The organism is Margalitia sp. FSL K6-0131, assembly GCF_038008735.1.
GTDB lineage: Bacteria > Bacillota > Bacilli > Bacillales > Bacillaceae_C > Margalitia > Margalitia shackletonii.
In genome coordinates this window covers 2,998,996-3,018,694 of record NZ_JBBOZS010000001.1, presented here as the reverse complement: position 1 = coordinate 3,018,694, position 19,699 = coordinate 2,998,996, and the positions used below count along the sequence as shown (strand labels likewise).

The 19,699-nt window shown below is 37.4% G+C and carries 15 protein-coding genes and 1 riboswitch; of the genes, 13 read left to right on the top strand and 2 right to left on the bottom strand.

Annotated features, from left to right (window positions below; genetic code table 11):
• Window positions 1-17: 17 nt before the first annotated feature.
• The 10 genes from NSQ59_RS14745 to NSQ59_RS14705 all read left to right on the top strand — a co-directional run bounded on the left by NSQ59_RS14745 (window position 18) and on the right by NSQ59_RS14705 (window position 11,645).
• Window positions 18-974 (top strand): carbohydrate ABC transporter permease, encoded by a 957-nt coding sequence (locus tag NSQ59_RS14745; RefSeq protein WP_340832052.1) that lies wholly within the window; start codon window positions 18-20, stop codon window positions 972-974.
• A gap of 38 nt (window positions 975-1,012) precedes the next feature.
• The gene (locus NSQ59_RS14740) at window positions 1,013-1,843 is read left to right on the top strand and encodes a carbohydrate ABC transporter permease (RefSeq protein WP_055740050.1); all 831 of its coding nucleotides are present in this window, start codon (window positions 1,013-1,015) and stop codon (window positions 1,841-1,843) included.
• Window positions 1,844-1,879: 36 nt separating this feature from the next.
• Window positions 1,880-4,918 carry a CBM96 family carbohydrate-binding protein gene (locus tag NSQ59_RS14735; RefSeq protein WP_340832049.1) on the top strand — a complete coding sequence of 1,013 codons (3,039 nt, stop codon included), beginning with the start codon at window positions 1,880-1,882 and terminating at the stop codon, window positions 4,916-4,918.
• Between the two features lie 73 nt (window positions 4,919-4,991).
• Complete coding sequence (locus tag NSQ59_RS14730) at window positions 4,992-5,870, top strand: sugar phosphate isomerase/epimerase family protein (protein WP_055740048.1); 879 nt, start codon at window positions 4,992-4,994, stop codon at window positions 5,868-5,870.
• A gap of 20 nt (window positions 5,871-5,890) precedes the next feature.
• Window positions 5,891-6,898, top strand: a complete 1,008-nt coding sequence (locus tag NSQ59_RS14725) for a Gfo/Idh/MocA family protein (RefSeq protein WP_340832046.1) — start codon at window positions 5,891-5,893, stop codon at window positions 6,896-6,898.
• 51 nt (window positions 6,899-6,949) lie between these two features.
• Complete coding sequence (locus NSQ59_RS14720) at window positions 6,950-7,954, top strand: Gfo/Idh/MocA family protein (protein WP_340832044.1); 1,005 nt, start codon at window positions 6,950-6,952, stop codon at window positions 7,952-7,954.
• A gap of 35 nt (window positions 7,955-7,989) precedes the next feature.
• Window positions 7,990-8,778, top strand: coding sequence for a glucosamine-6-phosphate deaminase (locus NSQ59_RS14715; protein WP_340832043.1), 789 nt, complete (start codon window positions 7,990-7,992; stop codon window positions 8,776-8,778).
• Window positions 8,768-9,937: an N-acetylglucosamine-6-phosphate deacetylase gene (locus NSQ59_RS14710; RefSeq protein WP_340832041.1), complete on the top strand. Its 1,170-nt coding sequence runs from the start codon at window positions 8,768-8,770 to the stop codon at window positions 9,935-9,937. The genes NSQ59_RS14715 and NSQ59_RS14710 overlap by 11 nt, the downstream gene beginning before the upstream one ends.
• A gap of 175 nt (window positions 9,938-10,112) precedes the next feature.
• Window positions 10,113-10,235: a hypothetical protein gene (locus tag NSQ59_RS27955; protein ID WP_445669211.1), complete on the top strand. Its 123-nt coding sequence runs from the start codon at window positions 10,113-10,115 to the stop codon at window positions 10,233-10,235.
• Window positions 10,236-10,922: 687 nt separating this feature from the next.
• Complete coding sequence (locus NSQ59_RS14705) at window positions 10,923-11,645, top strand: 3-ketoacyl-ACP reductase (protein ID WP_126649918.1); 723 nt, start codon at window positions 10,923-10,925, stop codon at window positions 11,643-11,645.
• Between the two features lie 42 nt (window positions 11,646-11,687).
• On the opposite strand, the gene ybaK is transcribed toward NSQ59_RS14705, so the two are convergent.
• Window positions 11,688-12,164 (bottom strand): Cys-tRNA(Pro) deacylase, encoded by a 477-nt coding sequence (ybaK, locus tag NSQ59_RS14700; protein ID WP_055740042.1) that lies wholly within the window; start codon window positions 12,162-12,164, stop codon window positions 11,688-11,690.
• 271 nt (window positions 12,165-12,435) lie between these two features.
• Here ybaK and NSQ59_RS14695 point away from each other — a divergent pair, with 271 nt between their 5' ends.
• A complete protein-coding gene (locus tag NSQ59_RS14695) occupies window positions 12,436-15,492 on the top strand; it encodes a GNAT family N-acetyltransferase (RefSeq protein WP_340832038.1) in 3,057 nt (1,018 codons plus the stop codon).
• 188 nt (window positions 15,493-15,680) lie between these two features.
• Here the strand turns inward: NSQ59_RS14695 and NSQ59_RS14690 are convergent, their stop codons facing one another.
• The gene (locus NSQ59_RS14690) at window positions 15,681-16,757 is read right to left on the bottom strand and encodes a Gfo/Idh/MocA family protein (protein WP_126649916.1); all 1,077 of its coding nucleotides are present in this window, start codon (window positions 16,755-16,757) and stop codon (window positions 15,681-15,683) included.
• Window positions 16,758-17,020: 263 nt separating this feature from the next.
• On the opposite strand from NSQ59_RS14690, the gene NSQ59_RS14685 reads away from it, so the two are divergent.
• The gene (locus tag NSQ59_RS14685; protein WP_340832035.1) at window positions 17,021-17,647 is read left to right on the top strand and encodes a class I SAM-dependent methyltransferase; all 627 of its coding nucleotides are present in this window, start codon (window positions 17,021-17,023) and stop codon (window positions 17,645-17,647) included.
• 210 nt (window positions 17,648-17,857) lie between these two features.
• Window positions 17,858-17,959: riboswitch (purine riboswitch) on the top strand.
• Between the two features lie 270 nt (window positions 17,960-18,229).
• On the top strand, window positions 18,230-19,525 hold the full coding sequence (locus tag NSQ59_RS14680; protein WP_340832033.1) for an NCS2 family permease: 1,296 nt from the start codon (window positions 18,230-18,232) through the stop codon (window positions 19,523-19,525).
• Window positions 19,526-19,699 lie beyond the last annotated feature (174 nt).

Below are 19,699 nucleotides of genomic sequence, written 5' to 3'. Positions count from 1 at the left end.
AAGCGGGGATTGGCAGGATGAGTAATACAGTCATTAACCACACGGCAGCAGAAACGGTCCCAACAACTAAAAAACGAAAATTTATTTCACATGAGGGGAGATGGGGACTTATTCTGGTCTCCCCTTATCTTATTCACTTGATTGTGTTTGTTGTTGGACCTTTAATCGCCTCTTTATATTTTAGTTTAAGTAAATATGATATGTTAAATCCCCCGAAGTGGGTGGGATTGGAAAATTACCAAAAGCTGTTTCATGAACCCCTTTTTTACAAATCGCTTTGGAATACGATTTACTTTGCTATTCTATTTGTTCCGGTGCAAACATTCCTGGCTTTAGTTCTGGCAGTTGCGCTTAATCAAAAACTAAAGGCATTAAAGCTATATAGAATGGCCCATTTTATACCAGTCATTTCATCTTGGACAGTCATTATGTATGTAGCTGATGCAATTTTTAATCCTCGTTTTGGAATGGCCAACTCATTTTTATTAAAACTGGGACTTGAACCACAAAGATGGTTTAATGACGAGCATTTAGTCATACCACTCCTAGTTCTAGTGGCAGTTTGGAAGGGGGTTGGCTATATTATGATCATTTATTTAGCGGGACTGCAGAGCGTTCCGAATGAACTGTATGAGGCTGCTGAAATGGATGGGGCTGGAACAATAAGGAAATTTACATCAATTACTATTCCGTTAATATCCCCGACTACTTTTCTCGTCATTGTGTTAAGTACAATTACCACCTTTCAGGCCTTTGAGCAAATTTATGTAATGACCGGTGGTGCCGCGGATATTTCGTCAGCAGGGGGACCGAACAATTCGAGCTTAGTGCTTATGCTTTATTTATATCGTGAAGGCTTTTCCTTCATGCATATGGGTTATGCTTCGGCCATAGCTTGGGTATTATTTATTATTTTATTCACACTCACTATTATTCAATTAAGAATACAAAAGAAATGGGTTCATTATGATTGAGCTTAATAGAAGTAGTTTTTGAGAAAGGAGTTTATGAAATGAAGAAACAAAAAAATATTGGGAGTAAAGTAATCGGATACTCCATTATAACTTTTAGTGCATTAATCATGGTCATTCCCTTTGTCACAGCGCTATTTAATTCACTCAAAACGTACAAAGAATTTACTGCCATACCTCCAAAGTGGATCCCTAGTGTATTTCAATGGGCTAATTATTCCGAGGTATTTAAATTAGGTAATTTTTTTCACTATACGGTTAATAGTTTTACCGTTACAATCTTATCGGTTATCGGTGCACTCCTTTCTTGTTCCATGGTGGGATATGCCTTTGCCAGGCTTAAATTTCCGTTCAAAAATACCTTATTTGTTATGGTGCTTGGAACCATGATGATTCCTCCTGTTGTCATAATCATTCCGCATTTTATTATTTTTAAGGACTTACATCTTTTAGATTCATTGACACCACTTTGGATTTTAGAGTGGCTGGCGCAGCCATTCGGTATCTTTTTAATGCGGCAGGCATTTATGAAAATTCCGAAAGAATACGAAGAATCAGCTAAACTGGATGGATGTAATCCTCTACAAATCTATTGGAAAATCTTTATGCCCATGTGTAAACCGACATTAGCTACACTGGCCATTTTTACTTTTATGACCAAATGGAATGAAATTCTTGCTCCTATTATTTATTTGACGACTAATGAAAAGTTTACCTTACCAATTGGAATTTTATCCTTAGGCGGTCAATGGGTTGGAAATGAACAGTATATGGTTGCAGCTGCATTAATTAGTTTAATCCCAATCTTAATTGTCTTCTTTTTTGCAGAAAAATATTTTGTCAGTAACTTCAATAACTCTGGAATTAAGTAACGGAAGTAAAAAATTTCTGAAGTGGAGGGGTTAATGATGGCAGATAAACAGAAGATATGGTTTAACAAAATGAATATTATCTTGCTTACGATCATCGTTATTTGTTCAGGAGCAGTATATGGTCCAGTTAAAACAAAGGCAGCTTCAACGATAACGCTAGACTCTCCTCAAGATGGGGCTAGGATATCTGGAGAAACAATACGGATCATGGGGACTTATACGAATGCTTACAATGTTAAATTGACAGTCAACGGTGAAAAGCAAGTCAATGTGGTGATGGAAGATCAGGATGGTAACGATTCTGGAACATGGTATTACGACCTTAATACGAGTGATTATGATGGGAATCTTATGCTTAATGCAAGCGGGCTGGATATTGAAACTCGTTATGGGGTTTGGAGTCCTTCCATAACTCTGCACATTGATCACTCAAAAGCCAATGTTCCAAAGGTCACCATCGTGAATCCCAGCGACGGAACACATGTTGCTGGAAGTGTGCCAATTCAAGTAAAGGCTGAGGCAAAGAACACGATTAGAACTGTACAAGTAAGAATAAACAATGGACCTTGGCATGAGGCAAAAAGAACGGGGAATCATTATCAATATAAATGGAGCCCTTCGAAGCATGAAAACAAAACATACAGTATCCAAGGAAGGGCTATCGATGAACAAGGTAATATCGGTGTAAGTTTCACTACGTATGCAAAAGTGGGAAAAGGGCCAAAGGAACGAATTACCTTAAAGAAGCAAGATCGTGCTATGTGGATTTGGGAGCCCGAAAGTTATAAACTGCTGCTCAATCCTAAATCCAGACATGTTTTAAATGCCTTTGCAAAAGATACAACTACTTTTCAATCAGATGCAATTACTACGTTCTACTTAGGTGTTGGCCGTTTCGCAGGTATCGATATTTTGGAAGATGAACCTGATAAGGTAAAAGATTTTATTAAATGGGCCCACGAAAATGGCTTCCAGGTACATGCGTGTATAGCAGGAGGTACTTCGCCTCAGTATCTTGGTGCGTATCAGGTCTATCATGATTATGCCATTCGTGAAATGGAAAAGGTTCTCAACTATAATGTAGCAGCAGAAAAGAAGGAAGCGTTTGATGGAGTGAATGTTGATATTGAACCATACATTTCTCCAGATTTTAAATCAGAATATCCGTCGCTTCAAATTCAATATCTTGATGGCTTGCAAAAGATGATCGCGCGAAGAGATGCAGCCGGGATTAACCTTCCGTTTGGCCCGGCTATTCCAAAGTGGTTTGATACTTCAGATACTGCCAAAGACATTACTTGGGGGGGAAGTACTAAGTGGTTATCTGAACACATTCAAGATATCAGCGATTATATATCTATCATGGATTATCGAGATACAGCAGATGGATCAGCCGGTATTATTGCCGGGGCCCAAGGCGAAATTGATTATGCAAAAAAAATAGGTAAACAGAATTCGGTCGTAATCGGGGTAGAGACACTTGATATTGCCAATAGTGGTGATCCTTCGTCGATTACGTTTCGTGAAGAAGGCAGAACCTACATGGAACAAGAGCTAGATAAAGTGTACTCCGTATTTGGTGATAGTCAGTATTTTGGCGGTATTGCCCTGCATCATTATGATTCTATTCGAACATTGCCCTCGTCTTGGGGATTAGATCATTATGTATGGGAACCACCAGTAGATATGGAAGAACCAACAGCTGTTAGCCAACCGCCAACCGCGGCTGCGAAAAGTTATCAAGAAATTGAACTATCATATGGCATGGCATACGATGATACTGATATTGACCGGTATATTATTTATCGAAGCACAACAAAAGATTTCACACCCGACTCCACTAATATTGCCGGATTAGCGAGAGGGCAATCTTTCCTTGATTTCGGGCTGTTACCGAATACAACCTATTATTATAAAGTAGCTGCGATGGATCTGAGCGGGAAAATAGGACCGTTATCTAAGGAAACGTCTGCGAAAACGGGAAATACCACATTGAAACCAATGATTCTTAAAAATATGAGTATCACATTTCAAGATTCAAAGGCAACTTCCTATATGGAATTAGTAGACAAAGAGACACTTACTCCTATAGCTGATGCACATATTGAAGGGAGATTTACCTATGCTGGCGGCAAATATGTAGGAGGGATGGTGAATAATGAGGGTGCAATCAGCCTTTCATCTGAATCCATTTTGGCAGATACACAAATTGGATTCGAACCGCGACGTGTTACAGCAAAAGGATATTATTGGGCTGCTGCCTATGATAAGCCGCATTCGACTACCCTTTACCCAAAAGTAGGGCTAAGTAATCTAACTGTCAGTGCTGGACAATTAAATTTTTCACCGACAGTAACAAGCTACACGGTTAAAGTTCCAAATGATGTGAGCTCAGTACACTTTACACCGACAGCGGCTCATTCCGACAGTGTGATCACAGTCAACGGCAAACAAGTAAGTAGTGGCAGTCCTTCACAGGAGTTAGTGCTGAAGGAAGGGAAGAATACAGTATCACTCATTGTGGCAAATCGAGATGGTTCAACAGATACCTATACTATTCAAATCATTCGGGAAAGCACAGTGGTAAATAAATTCTTTGTAACCGATGATACGTATGTTTACGAAAATAGCCCTCAGGAGAATTTTGGCACCGCAGAATTTTTAGAAGTTGCTGATTTCCCAAGCGCAAATGGCGGTGGAGACCGTTTAGCATATATGAAGTTTGATTTTTCTTCCTATTCTAAACCGATTGATTCAGCAAAATTATATTTTTATGTTCCTGAAAGTCTTAGCAAAACTGTAGCGCTCGAGATCAGTGGATATGTCAATAAACAATGGAATCAATTCTCCATGAATTGGGATAATCGTATCGGTGGAGCTTCTGAGTCACTGGGGATGCTTCCTGTTCAGTCCGCAGGGTGGTACAGTGTTGACGTCTCAGAGTTTATGAGAAAACAGTCTTCTGAAAAGATGATTACCTTTAGATTTATGGATCCGAAAACAAAAAGTATTATTGTGAAAATAAATAGCAGCAAAAACAAAGAAAATCAGCCCTACTTAATGATCAATCCATAACCTGTTTCTAAAGAGTACATTGCCCATAATTTAGTATTCCTACTATCAATGTGAAAGAAAAGGAGTTCATACCATGAAAATTGCAGCATTTAGTGGAGTTTTTCTTGACTATAGCATTCATCAGGCTATGGCATACACACAAGAGCTTGGGTTGGACGGAATTGAAATAGCATGTAAAGAGCCTCATCTCTCTATAGAAACATCGTGTCAAAGAGTAGAAGAAATAAAGAATCTATCAAAAGCGTTTCATTTAAAAATTCCTGCCCTAGCAGGTTATCTAGGCTGGTTCTCTACTTCAAGTGATAAAGAATGTGAAAAATCGTTTTCTGAATTTCAACAGATATTAAAATGGGCTAATATCCTTGAATCAGATATGATCCGAGTTTTCCCAGGCGGGCCTAATGCATTCCTGGCTGCTGACTACCATTATGAAAAAGCTGCGTACTGGTTAAAAAAATGTGCAGAAAAAGCAAAAGAGTATAACAAAAAAATTGCTTTAGAAATTCATAATATGAGTTTAGTAGAAACAGTGGAAGGTGGGCTAAAGCTGTTAAACAAGATAAATGAAGAGAATGTGGGTCTTATTCATGATGCCGGTAACATGTACATCACCGATACGGATTACGGAAAAGACTCTGTAAGGAAACTAGGAAGGCATTTATTACATGTTCATGTTAAAGATGAAAAGAGAATTGACAAGGCGGGTGCATCAGGTACATTCATTAATTTAACGAAACACGGAGAAGAGAAGTTCCTTCAGTGTAAGCTTGGAGAGGGTAAAGTGAATCATCAGCCACTTTTCGATGCCCTAAAGGAAGTGGCCTACGACGGATGGATCTCCCTTGAATGTGCATCCCCTCATCCCCCGAAAGAGCGTTTAGCACATGATTTAAAAAAAGTTAGACAAATGCTTGAGAATGTTACTGAAACAAATAACTATACCGTGAATTAGTTTGCAGGGAAGTGATTAAAATGAAATTTTCCGTCATTGGCTGCCAGCATGTTCATATTGAGATTTTTATAGAAGAAATGTTGAAATTAGGTCATGAGTGTGCCGGTATATTTGAACTGGAAAATATGACTTTAGCAAGTAGTCTTGCAGAAAAATACAATATCCCACTCGTTCATGACAAGATGTTATTACTTGATGATGCCATTCAAATAGTTGGCTGCGCTGGTATTAATAATGAAAAAATAGATGTCATTGAACTTTGTGAAAAGTATCGGAAGCATGTCATGCTTGATAAGCCAGCCGTGACCAATCGCGAGGATTTAGCAAGGCTGGAAACGGTAATGAAAAGAGGCTTCATTCAGGTTGGAATGCTGTTAACAGAGAGATTTAGGCCTTCCCTATCTACATTAAAAAAGCAACTCAATGAAGGCGTCATTGGCGATCTAGTTAGTATTTCAATGCGAAAGCCTCATTTATTAAAACAGGAGGAGCGGCCTTTATGGCATTTTTCGAAACAACAGTCCGGAGGAATCGTGAATGATTTGTTTATCCACGATTTTGATTTACTTCGTTGGCTAACCGGTAAAGAAGTGAGATCGATTACGGGATATATGGCAAAAAACATTCTTTCAGAGTATCCATCTTTCTTTGATACAGCAGGTTTCCAGGTCATTATGGAAGGTGGAATGGCTGCTCAGCTTTACGCTGATTGGTTTACACCGGAGAAGAGCTGGACCTGGGGGGATGGAAGAATTTTTGTTGTCGGGACAAAGGGTACAATCGAAATCCGCCTTGAGGGAGACCCGCTTGTATCAAAAGATGCCCTGTACCTTCAGGTTACGAGTCAACAAGAGTTAACAGCAATTGAAGAAAGTAGTATACCGATAACGATTACAGAGGACTTTCTTAATAGAATTCACGGACAAAACAGTCTACTTCAGCATGTAGATATTATTGCGGCGACAGAAGCGACAATCAGGGCAGATGAATGTGCGGAGATTATATACCGCATTAAGGAAAAAAGTTAATAATCTAACTAGGATTTTCAATCCCTTACTACTTCGAAAAGGATGGATGATATGTTAGCAAACGGAAAAGTTGGCTTTGCGATCATTGGCTGTGGAATTATTGCTGATATTCACGCTAAAGGCATACAAGAAACGGAAGAAGCAGAACTAATGGCGGTTTATGATGTTAAAAAAGATGTGGCAGTTGATTTTGCAATAAAGTATGGTGCTAAAGTATATGAATCTATTGAAGAAATGTTGGAAGTGGATGAGATAGATGTTATCTGTATCTGTACCCCAAGTGGTATTCATGCGGAAGAAACCATTCAGGCAGCCAAAGCGAAAAAACATATTTTAGTAGAAAAGCCTATGGCTATTAAGCTTGAAGATGTGGATCGGATGATTCAAACTTGTCAAGAAAACGAGGTTAAACTAGGTACAATCTTCCCGAGGCGAATGTCACCACAGGCCAAATATGCGAAACAACTAATTCAAGAAGGAAAGTTAGGGAAATTAAGTCTATGTTCAGCATACGTAAAACTTTATAGAAATCAAGAGTATTACGATAGTGCGGGTTGGAGAGGTACATGGGAAATGGATGGCGGTGGAGCGATGATGAATCAAGGCATTCATACAGTTGATATGCTTCAATGGTTAGTTGGTCCTGTATCCTCCATATTTGGAAAGGCTAAAGCAATTTTGCGAGATATTGAGGTGGAAGATACTGTAGTCTCTACTCTTGAGTTTAAGAGTGGCGCTTTAGGAATTTTAGAAATTACTACAACGGCAGTGGAAGGTAAAGGGCAGAGATTCGAAATACATGGAGAAAAGGGAACATTAGAAATCGAAGAAGACACTATTACGAGGCTAGTTATAGAGGGTGAAAAAATTGAACTTCCTTCATTCGAACCCTTTAAAGTGATACCGGATGGTCACCGTATTCAAATACGTGATATGGCACTGGCGATTATCAAAAATCGTGAACCAATTATTACGGGGGTGGATGGGAAACACTCATTGCAGATGATCCTTGGTACGTATGAATCTTCTCGCAGTCAGAAAGAAATCTTTTTATAAAAAAATTATTTCGAAACAGAATGGGGGGGAGTAGGATGAGTTCTACTTTTCAACCAATAAAAGTGGATAAAGTGGACGGGATAAATTTACAAGTTTTTGATAATCGCTATGAGCTGGGCGTAGCAGCCGCTAAAGCTGTCACAGTAAAAATGAAGGAATTATTATCACAAAAAGAACGAATTCGTATGGTTTTTGCGGCAGCACCTTCTCAAAATGAATTTCTGAGAGGACTTACAGCAGAAGATGGACTGGATTGGAAACGAGTAACGGCTTTTCATATGGACGAATATATTGGTCTTTTAGAAGATGCCCCTCAACGATTTAGTACATTCTTAAAGAAGAATCTATTCATGCATGTCCTTCCTGGTGAAGTTCATCTTATCGATGGATCAAAAAATCCTAGTGATGAATGCCATAGGTATAGCAGGCTACTTCGCTCTGGTCCTATTGATATTATTTGTCTGGGGATAGGAGAAAACGGGCATATCGCTTTTAATGATCCGCATGTTGCAAATTTCCAAGACCCTGAAGTGATGAAAGTAGTCCATTTAGATGAAGCATGCCGCAAGCAACAGGTGAATGACGGATGCTTTAAGCAGCTTGATGATGTACCCACACATGCCTTAACTTTAACCATCCCAACGTTGCTGGATGCAGAGTCTTTATTTTGTATTGTACCTGGTGAAACGAAGCAATCCGCGGTAAAAAGTACTCTATTAGGGTCAATTTCAACTGAATGTCCAGCATCTATTTTACGAACATATCCGAATTGTCAGTTGTATGTCGACAGAGATGCTTATAGGAGGGTTACCGATGTTTATTAAGGGCATCCACTATCAAACGGGTGAGGCAATTGGTATTTCAATTGAAAACGAGAATATTTCTTCAATAGAAAAGTTAACAAAAAGAGATATTTCTTCCAAACTACCGATTATTGCTCCTGGGTTGGTCGATTTACAACTGAATGGATATAGGGGAGTTGATTTCAATTCCCCACTTTTTTCCAAAGAGGATGTTTATAACGTTACATCTGCTCTATGGAAAGAAGGGGTGGTCTCCTTTTATCCTACAATTATTACAAATGAAGATTCTAAAATTGAAGAAGCCATAGGGACTATTTTGGAAGCCTGTGAAGCGTATGACCTTGTTAATAAAAGTATTGAAGGGATTCATTTAGAGGGCCCATTTATTTCACCCGAAGATGGACCGCGGGGAGCCCATAAGAAGAAATATGTCCAGAAACCGGATTGGCCATTATTTCAAAAATGGCAGCATGCCGCTAAAGCGAAAATAAAAATACTAACATTGTCTCCGGAATGGCCGGGTTCCCTAGATTTTATTAAAAAATGTGCAGACAGCGGTGTAACGGTTGCCATAGGGCATACTGCTGCAACACCGGAGCAAATTAAGGCTGCTGTGTCTGCGGGGGCAAAGTTGTCCACCCATTTAGGAAATGGGGCTCACCTGATGATGCAGCGCCATCCTAACTATATTTGGGAACAGCTAGCCCAGGATAATCTTTGGGCCAGCTGCATTGCAGATGGGTTTCATCTTCCGCCATCAGTACTAAAAGTAATTTTTAAGGTGAAGAAAGAAATGGCCATTCTTGTCAGCGATGCCGTCTATTTAAGTGGATTACCACCTGGAACTTATAATACACACATTGGAGGAGAAGTAGTCCTTACATCACAAGGTAAACTTCATTTAGCAGATAATCCAAATCTGCTTGCGGGTTCTGTGAAAATGCTAAAAAGCGGAATTGAAAATCTCGTACAAGAAGGTATATGCAGCTTCCCTGATGCATGGAATGCAGCATCTATACTTCCGGCTCTATTAATGAACTTGCCTATTCAAAAAGGGCTAAGTATCTATTCAAAGGCCGACTTTGTGCTAATAGAGCGCCAAACAAATCATTGGAAAGTTATTCAAACAGTTAAACACGGTAAAATTGTTTATCTAGATGAAAGCTCAATAGAAAATTGACCAATTTCAAGGAATAACGTGTGATGTTTGACCCAATTATTGAATTCCTCGGGCCATCTTTTTTGCAGCATATTCATTTTAAAAATTGAAACTACTGCAGATGGGCTAATTATTCATGGGTAAAACCAAATAAAATGGAGAGCACGTAAACAGCCATGGTGATCACCGTATCGGGATGATGCACGCCAATGCAGGTTGTCTTACGGATGGAAAAATGGTTATTGAAAATAGTGAGGTAATTAAGGTTTCATATCCAACATTTTTTAAAACATTAAGGAAGTTTTATGAGATGAACTAGACCTGTCTTTTGACAGGATCTTCTTATTTGACTAAAGGTCTGAATGCTTGTAATAAATGAAAAAGGAGTTCGAACAAAAAATAATCTCTTGGTAGAATGAGAGTTTCCTGAAGTTCGCCATAGAATAGATAACACTTACATACAAGATACTTTAAAATGAATTATAACTAGTTTGTTAAATATAATCGGAGAAGGAACACCTATATTCGAAAATCGTTTAGTGTAATAAGTAGTTCCTAAATACAGGATATACTTTGACCAACAAAGAATGAGAAGGACTGATTTATTATCTGCAGGAAAACAGGGAGTAGAAAAGAACTTTCAATAAATAAAAAAACAATGAATTTTATGGAAGCGAGGATAAGCCTGATTTTTTTTTGCAGAAAATTATAATGAAGCTGTTAAATGGCTAATGTTAAACTCATAATGATGCCAACCGGTTTAAACGAAGCAAACCGTAACAATATCGAGGCAATTTATAAATAATATAATACTTGAATTAACAATCAAAAGAAGGGAATTTTCTAATTCCCTATGTTTAGCTCTAGTTCAATACTAGTTAGCTGTTCAAACTAAGCATTTTCCTTGTATATAGGTTATAAAAGGCATAAACTATGTAAGTCTTTGGAAAAAGGCTTGAGAAGTATAAAAAATAGCATGATATTTATTGAAAGGAAGATGTTCATAATGGCGCAATCATTAGAAGGAAAAGTCGCGTTTGTAACAGGTGCAGGAAAAGGGATTGGCCGTGCAGTTGCAGTGGCGCTTGCAAAAGAAGGAGTACATGTTGGCTTAATGGCACGTACGGAAGAAACACTTATTGAAGCTGCAAATGAAATAACAGGGTTAGGTGTTAAAGCAGCTTTTGCTTCTGTAGATGTTTCATCTCAAGATCAAGTTGAACAAGCCATTAAGAAGCTTACAGAGGAGCTTGGTACTGCAGATATCTTAATAAATAATGCGGGAATCGGCAGTTTTGCAAGTCTTTTAGAAATGGATCCTGCAGAGTGGAAAAGAATTATTGATGTTAACTTGATGGGAACATACTATGTAACACGTGCGGTACTGCCTCAGCTTATTGAGAAAAATAGTGGAGATATCATTAATATCTCTTCAACCAATGGATTAAATGGTGCTGCTACATCCAGTGCATATAGTGCCTCAAAATTTGGAGTAATTGGTTTAACGGAATCATTAGCGCAAGAAGTACGCCGAAATAATATTCGTGTTACTGCATTAACGCCAAGTACTGTTGTAACAGATCTTGCACATCAAAACAATTTAATTGACAAGAAAGAAGAAAAATTTATTCAACCGGAAGATATCGCGGAATTCATCGTATCACAATTAAAATTAAATTCGCGTGTCTATGTGAAAACAGCAAGCTTGTTAGGAACAAATCCGTTCTAATGGTATGAAAAAACGAGTGGGAAATTATATCCCGCTCGCTTTTTATTTCGTTAAGTCTGCAAATTTTCCATGAACAATACTAAGGAGGTCAGCTACTAGCAGTTCAATCTGCATCCCAATTTTACCGCCGCTCACGATGATATTTTGTAGAGACTCCGCATTAGAATCGATAAAGGTTGGATATAATTTTTTCATCCCAATAGGTGAACAGCCCCCTCGTATATATCCCGATACTTTCGTAATATCCTTTACAGGAATCATTTCTACTTTTTTGTCGCCAACCGCTTTTGCCGCTTTTTTTAAATCCAATTCTTCCTTAACCGGTATAACAAACACATAATATTGTTTACTGGATCCTTGAGTTATCAATGTTTTATATACATCATACGTATCACGTCCAATTTTTTCAGCAACAGAAACGCCATCTATTTTCCCATCATCCGGATTATAGGTGATGATAGAATATGCTATTTTTTCTTTATCTAAAATACGCATAGCATTTGTTTTCGTATTTTTCATAATCATGAATCCTCACTTTTTCTGTTATGATTCAATTCCATCATATCATATATTTTTCATTTTTCTTTTAAAGTGGAGGAATAGAAACATTTTTCAGAATAATATTTACAAAGATAGTGAGTTGATTTAGTATTACAGAAGGAAGAAAAAACTTCCAATACAAGAAAGGAGAGGGAATTATGAGGCTTAATACAAGAAAGTTATTAAAAAACAATAAGGATGACTCAACATAGTTAAGAATGAAATGAATTTGCAGGGGGATACAATTTATATGAATACAATTACAGAATCAATTAAAATTGTAAAATATCACGAAGATCTAGCTAAGTCCATTGCAGACATGTGGAATGAAAGTCGGGACAGCTGGGGCGGCGATGCAAGCGTAACTACAGAGGAACAGGTGAAAAAGCAGCAGGCTAATTCAGAGGATCTTGTTTTGTACCTTGCATTAGATAATGAAAAAGTGGTGGGCTATTGCGGGATCTCGGAATATAAAGAGGATTCCAATGCCTTATATATTCGATTATTAAATGTCCATCCGGATTATCATGGAAAGAAAATAGGGAAGCACCTCGTATTAAAAGCAGTAGAAAAAACAGTGGAGCTTGGCTTTCCGAGGATCGACTTATATACTTGGCCGGGAAATGTAAAGGCTGTTCCGTTATATAAAAAATGTGGGTTCTTTTGGGAAGACCGTGATGATACGACTCACTTAATGAATTTCATCCCGATGGTACTGCAAAATGAATTAATCAAGCCACACTTTGAACACTTAGATTGGTATAAAGATAATGTTCGGGCAATTGAAGTGAAGCCCGACGGAATAAAAGAAAATGGGTTTACGTATTTTGAATATGTTTGGGAGAATGAAACTCGTTTTTTGCGTGTTCAGATTGAAAAGAGTGGCAGAGGTATCAGACTTATTGAAACAAATGATGTGCTAATGGAAGCTTCTATAAATGAGCATAACCAAATTGAGGGAAGAGAGTCTGTTATAGAGCTTTTAGTTAGAAGTAAATCTGCTGAAAAACTAAGTGTAGCGATAGAAGGATATGAAAATGAGCGAATTCATGTCAACGGGAAACAGGTTACGAACATACCCCATGAAGATACATTTAAAATACCTGTTCACATAAAAGATGGAGAAGAGCCAAATGAATGGGTGACCCACCCGCGTGCAGAAGTAAAGGTAACCATTAATGGATTATCATCATTATTTGCAATCGGAATTTATCCGAAAAAAGCATTAAAAGTTAAAACGGTATATCACCCAAAAAAATATGATTTAAACAAAGAACAGTACTGTTTTCTTGAACTTGAAAATCATCTTAAGAAGACAGCCGAAGTCATAGTAGAATTACAGAACAATGATCAAGTTGAATGGAAAAATCATATTGTTAAAACGGAAATCTCTGAAAAAGGGATCATTAAAATTCCTTTTATTATTCAAAAATATGGTTTTCTCCAATCTGAATGTTCGATAAAAGTTCAATCAGCTAAAGAAACGTTTGAGTGGAAGGAACCCCTTGCCTTTCCAATCCCTGCATTCGGTATAAAAGCGGGTGGATATGACAAGGATTATATGTATTTGCAAAATGGTTTTTATAAAGTGCAAGTGAGGAAAAGAAATAATACGATTTCCTTAGGTAATGGACAAAATTGGAGTCAAAGAACATTTTTACTCCCACCGAAATTTGGGAAACCGTATATTGGAGAGCTGTCAAAAAAACAAGTATCCACATTTGAATGGGACCATAATACTACCGCTGCAAAGATGAAACTTTATTATGATGTTCAAAAGCCATATAGGATGAAGCTTTCTCTATGCTTCGAGTTGTTTGCTGAAGGCTTATTAAACTATTGGGTGGAGATTGAAAATCAATCGGAAAATTCGTTTGAAAATGTATTTGTTTTTCAGCCTATTCAACATCACTTGAATCAAACATATATGCCTATCAAGAATGAAATTGTTTATTTTAATGATGCAAGGATGACGCACTTTGGGGAATTGAACAGCAAAGATGTGTCAGGTAATTGGATTTTTTCTGATAACGAAAAAGAACCCCATGGAATTACATGGAGTGAGTCAGTCCAATTAGGTTTTGATGGCTGGTATTTCTACTTAGAGGAAGAATTAGGGATGGTTCGTCCAAATGAAACAGTGAAGGCAAAACCGGTAAACTTTTCTCTCGGTGCAATAAAAAATGTGGAGGATTTTCAGAACTTCGCGAACCAGAATACGGCTACTAAATCTATCGCAAAGGAAATCGAGCTAAAACCGGAAAGGTCTAACCCAGTAATAAAAAATAATCAACATACTTTGATCTTAGAACAAATTCAAAATCGTTATTTTAATGGTAAGTTAAAAATTTTAGAAAATGGTGTACAGGAAGTACCTGTGAAATATGAGGATAATCAGAATCAATCCATCGTCTATCAATCTAATACAACTGGTATTATTCCTATCCAATATGAATTGGAAAATGAATCAAAGAAAATAGAGGGATCCTTGCTGTTATTGCATCAGGGGCAATCAGGGATTAAAATGAACCAGGTTGAAGATGGCGAACATGTAAGCTGTGAAATTGAAAATGGAGATTTAAAATTTAAAGCAGCGGCAAGCTTCTTCCCGACACTCTATTCGATCTCTTATAAAGGTCAGGAATGGCTGGATTCGATGTATCCGGAACCAAAGCCAAAAGCTTGGTGGAATCCATGGGCAGGAGGAATGTGGTCCTATCTCAGTGGTATTAGTCTATTTTCGTTTCTTAAAGAAACCTCCAAGTCCCGTTTTGTGAAAAAGGTAGATAAGCTGCAAAATGAATGGCAAGGTATTGTCATTGAAACAACATTAGAAAAGCATGAAAAGTGGAAAGGGCTTCATATACGGCAATCTTTTCTGACACTGCCTGGTGTTCCAATAATTGCTCATTTTACGGAACTGGAGCATATGAACCAATATATAAACCAATATCTTGTTACGGAAATGTGGTGGAAGAAAAACGCATTAAACGAGACTATTGTCCAATTACAAAATAAATCGGGATCGAAGAAATTTAGAGCGGGTTTTGAGGAGCATGATTTTCAAATCAGTAATCCATACACTATTACTGGTAGTGATGAAACCCAAAAATTACAGGTTTTTTCAACTAGCACCGACTTAGAGTCTGATTGTGTCTTAAGTGAAGAATTTGCCCAAGCAGCAACAGCCACTTACTTAAATATCGAGCCAGGAACTAAATTTGCAAGCAAGCCCGTATTTCTGTTATTCCCAGAAAAGTCATATAACAAAGAGATGCTAGAAAGTCTGAAGTGGATTCAGTTTTAATGGGAGGAAGGGAAGGTTACCTTATCCCAGTCGAGTTTACTTTCCAAAATATTGTATGGGATAGTTATTTCATTGAAATAGCTAGCATTTTTAATAAGACCGAGCGGTAAGAGCTCGGTCTTTAAATCTGTGGTTTTATAAGAGTAAATCTATATTCCTTTCAAAGTTGGAAAGCAACACACAACCATCTATCCTACTATAACTTTTTTACCTTCTTTGGCAGATAAGCGTACTGCATCCAAAACTTTTTGAGTCATTTGGCCGTTTTCAAATTCGGAAAGATAGGGATGTTTCTTTCCGCTATTAAATGTTTCATACAGTGCATCGAGCATACGATTAAATCCGTTGTAATAACGAGCTGCGACCGCAGGCATCTCTGCTGGAGCAGAAATATCCGGTGTAAGTACCACTTCCTCAAGAGGGGCATCTCCTGAAGAGAAGAAAACTTTATTATCATCTAGCATAATTAATGTACCTTTTGTACCGTATACTTCTAGCCTCATGCTATTAGTAATTTGACGTGCAGCTGATAAAAATTCTAAAGTTACAGTCGCACCGTTTTCTAATGAACCAATGATTTGGAAGGCATCGTCGGCAGTCCGATGTTCCACATTACCTTGATCGTCTTTAAATTCGGGAACATGCGTTGTAAGATTGGCGAAAACTTCATGAAAACTTGAGTCCGTCCACCAGTGAAGGGAATCCACCATATGGGATCCAATAGCGCCAAGCATGCCGCCGCCAGTTTCTGCTTGACCTAACCAGCCCCGAGAATTTGACACTAAGGATTGAAAGCTAGGAAAGGTACATTCATATCGAACATGCATAATTTCTCCTAAGTCACCGCTATTTAAGATTTGCTTTACTTTGGTCCGGGCAGGAAGAAAACGGAATTCATGATTAATAAGCCCCAATTTCCCTGCATCATTACGTGCAGCAATCATTTCCTCTGTTTCCGCAATATTTAACGCCATTGGTTTTTCACATAGAACATGAATATCTTTGTTAAAGGCTGCGAGTGTCATTTCCTTATGTAAATGGACAGCGGAAGCTACAACAACAAAATCAAGCTCCTCTTGTTCCAGCATTTGCTTCCAGTCCGTATATACATTTTCAATTCCGCTTAATTGCTTAGTGTTTTCAATGTTTCCTCTGGATACACTTGCGATGGCCACAACTTCAAAACCATCATGAAACTTCATCATTGGTGCATGTACCTTAGCTCCAAATCCTGTTCCAATAATCCCAGCCCTATATTTGGCCACAAGAAATCAACTCCTTTTTTCTTATTATAGTAAAGGATTTGTGGCATATTGCGAATATTATGCCTCTTTCTAGAAATCAACTAAAAAATAGTTTAATAGTAGGGAAAATTAAGATATTATAAAAAGTAACTAGGAAAGGTGGGATGCATGATGAGAAAAACAATGGTAATTCATCAATTGCAAAATGGAGAAAAGAGGAACAGCTAGATTGAGTCTTATAAAGGAGTGCTCAAGTAGCTTGTTCAAAATGAGGAGGAGCATTCTTGCTAAATAAACATGGATTTGACTTATGGGCAGACAATTATGATCAAACAGTTCAATTAAGTGAGGAAAGCAATTTGTATCCGTTCGCAGGGTACAAAAAGATATTAAATACAATTTTCAATGAAGTAATGCAAAATCCGAATTCTCAAGTATTGGATATTGGATTTGGAACAGGGATATTAACCCAAAAATTATATGAACACGGTCAACAAATTTACGGGATTGATTTCTCTGCAAAAATGATTGAAATTGCACAAGCGAAAATGCCATTGGCAAACTTAATAGAATTTGACTTTATAGAAGGACTTCCAGAAAAGTTAAATGGGAAAAAATTTGATTCTATTATTAGTACGTATGCGTTACATCATTTAACAGATGAGAGAAAAATGGAGTTCATTTCTGATTTATTGAATTTGCTAAATGAAAACGGAAAAATCTTTATCGGGGATATAGCGTTCAAAACAAGAGTGGATATGGAAAACTGCAGGGAGGATAGTATCGACTATTGGGATCCTGATGAATTTTATTTTGTAGCTGATGAAATGGTTGAATCTTTGCAAGCGCTGTGTCGATGTGAATTTCACCCAATGTCACATTGTGGCGGTGTGTTTGTTATTTCAAATTAATAGTATTGGGTAAAAGGAGAATGTTGATTTCTCCTTTTTTTATTTGGGCTGTGTTTTTGCTTTTGGCTGAATAATTGCCAAAAGTGCCTGAATTATTCCTGGCGGTGGATGAATTATTATTTACGATTCAGTAATTTAGGAATTATTGCCTGTATGAAAAATTAGATTAATTACAGTTTATAGGATTATATTGTATTAAGTGTCACTTTCAGTATAATTAACAACATGTCTTGTATATGATTAGGAATACGGCCTAATTGTTTCTACCAAGCTGCCGTAAATGGCTTGACTACAGGAGTTTTGTTATATTTAAAAATAATATCATAATCATAACATAAAACTTCTGAATCATAATGGCAGCTTCCGTAATATGCGGGGGCTTTTTTTATATTCTTTCTTCTATTCTATGGAATAGGGAAAATCTTTTGATGTTGTAATTATTCTTTATATTCATTCAAAAAAAACGATTTACTTGTAAATCAACAAAATCGGTCCATTAAAGTTTTGCTCATATTATATACTTTTGCGGCTATTCTAATTGGTACAAGATGTATTGTTCTTATAGAAAGAGAGGATTTTTTTGTGAAAGCTTTTTTTCATTTTGATCAGCGCCATACTTCTTATAGGCAAGAAACAGTAGCAGGAATAACTACATTCTTATCAATGGCATATATTTTAGTAGTCAATCCGTTAATATTAAGTCAAGCGGGAATGGATAAAGGTGCGGTTTTCACTGCAACCGCGTTATCTGCCATTATTGGATCCCTTTTAATTGGATTGTTAGCAAATTTCCCGATAGGAATTGCTCCTAGTATGGGTTTAAATTCCTTTTTCACCTTTTCTGTTTGTATCGGGATGGGAATTCCATGGCAAACAACGTTAACTGGGGTTTTTATCGCAGGTATTCTTTTTATTTTGTTAAGCTTATTTAAAATTCGCGAAATCATCATTAACATTATTCCAGAGGATTTGAAATATGCCATTTCTGGTGGTATTGGCTTTTTTGTTGCTTTTATCGGGCTAAAAAATGCGGGTCTTGTTATTTCGAATCATGATACCATTATTTCTTTAGGAAATTTAGCAAAGCCAACAACTATTTTGGCCATTATCGGATTTATCACCACCATCATCATGATGATGAGACGTATTCGAGGGGCAATTTTTTATGGAATGGTCATTACAACGATTATCGGGATCATATGGGGAGTAATTGATAAACCTACTCATATTGTTGGTGAAATACCAAGTCTATCTCCGACTTTTGGAGCAGTATTTTCTCATTTACATGAAATCTTAAGTCCAAAAGTTTTGGCAGTCATCTTTACTTTTTTGTTTGTTGCCTTTTTTGATACAGCAGGGGCCTTAATTGCTATTGCAAGTCAGGCAGGTTTAATAAAGGATAATAAAATACCGAATATTGGTAGAGCTTTATTAGCTGATTCAGCATCTATTGTTGTTGGTTCTGTTCTCGGAACTTCTACGACAGCATCAATGGTGGAATCGAGCGCGGGTATTGCAGCAGGGGGCCGAACAGGATTTACTTCTGTCATTATTTCTGTGTGCTTTTTCATCGCATTATTTTTTTCACCTTTACTATCCATTGTAACATCTGAGGTTACAGCTCCAGCCTTGATTATAGTCGGGGCATTAATGGCAGCGCAAGTAAAACAAATAAATTGGAATCGCATTGAAATTGCAATTCCTGCATTTATAACGATAATTATGATGCCACTTACTTCAAGTGTAGCAACTGGAATTGCACTAGGGTTTATCCTTTATCCAATAACCATGATCGCGCTTGGAAAATGGAAAGAAGTTCATCCTTTAATCTATGTATTATGTCTTGCCTTTTTGGGATATTTTATTTTTATTGTGTAAGGGGATCTTTATACGGTTTCAAAAGACCTACTCATTGAAAAAATGGTCTTTATAAAGATTCAAAAGACCAACCCGAGGGAAAAATCAGGTTCAACTGGTCTTTATAAGGATTCAAAAGACCAACCCAGGGGGAAAATTCAGGTACAAATTGTAGTCGCAGTCCTCTGAATAACA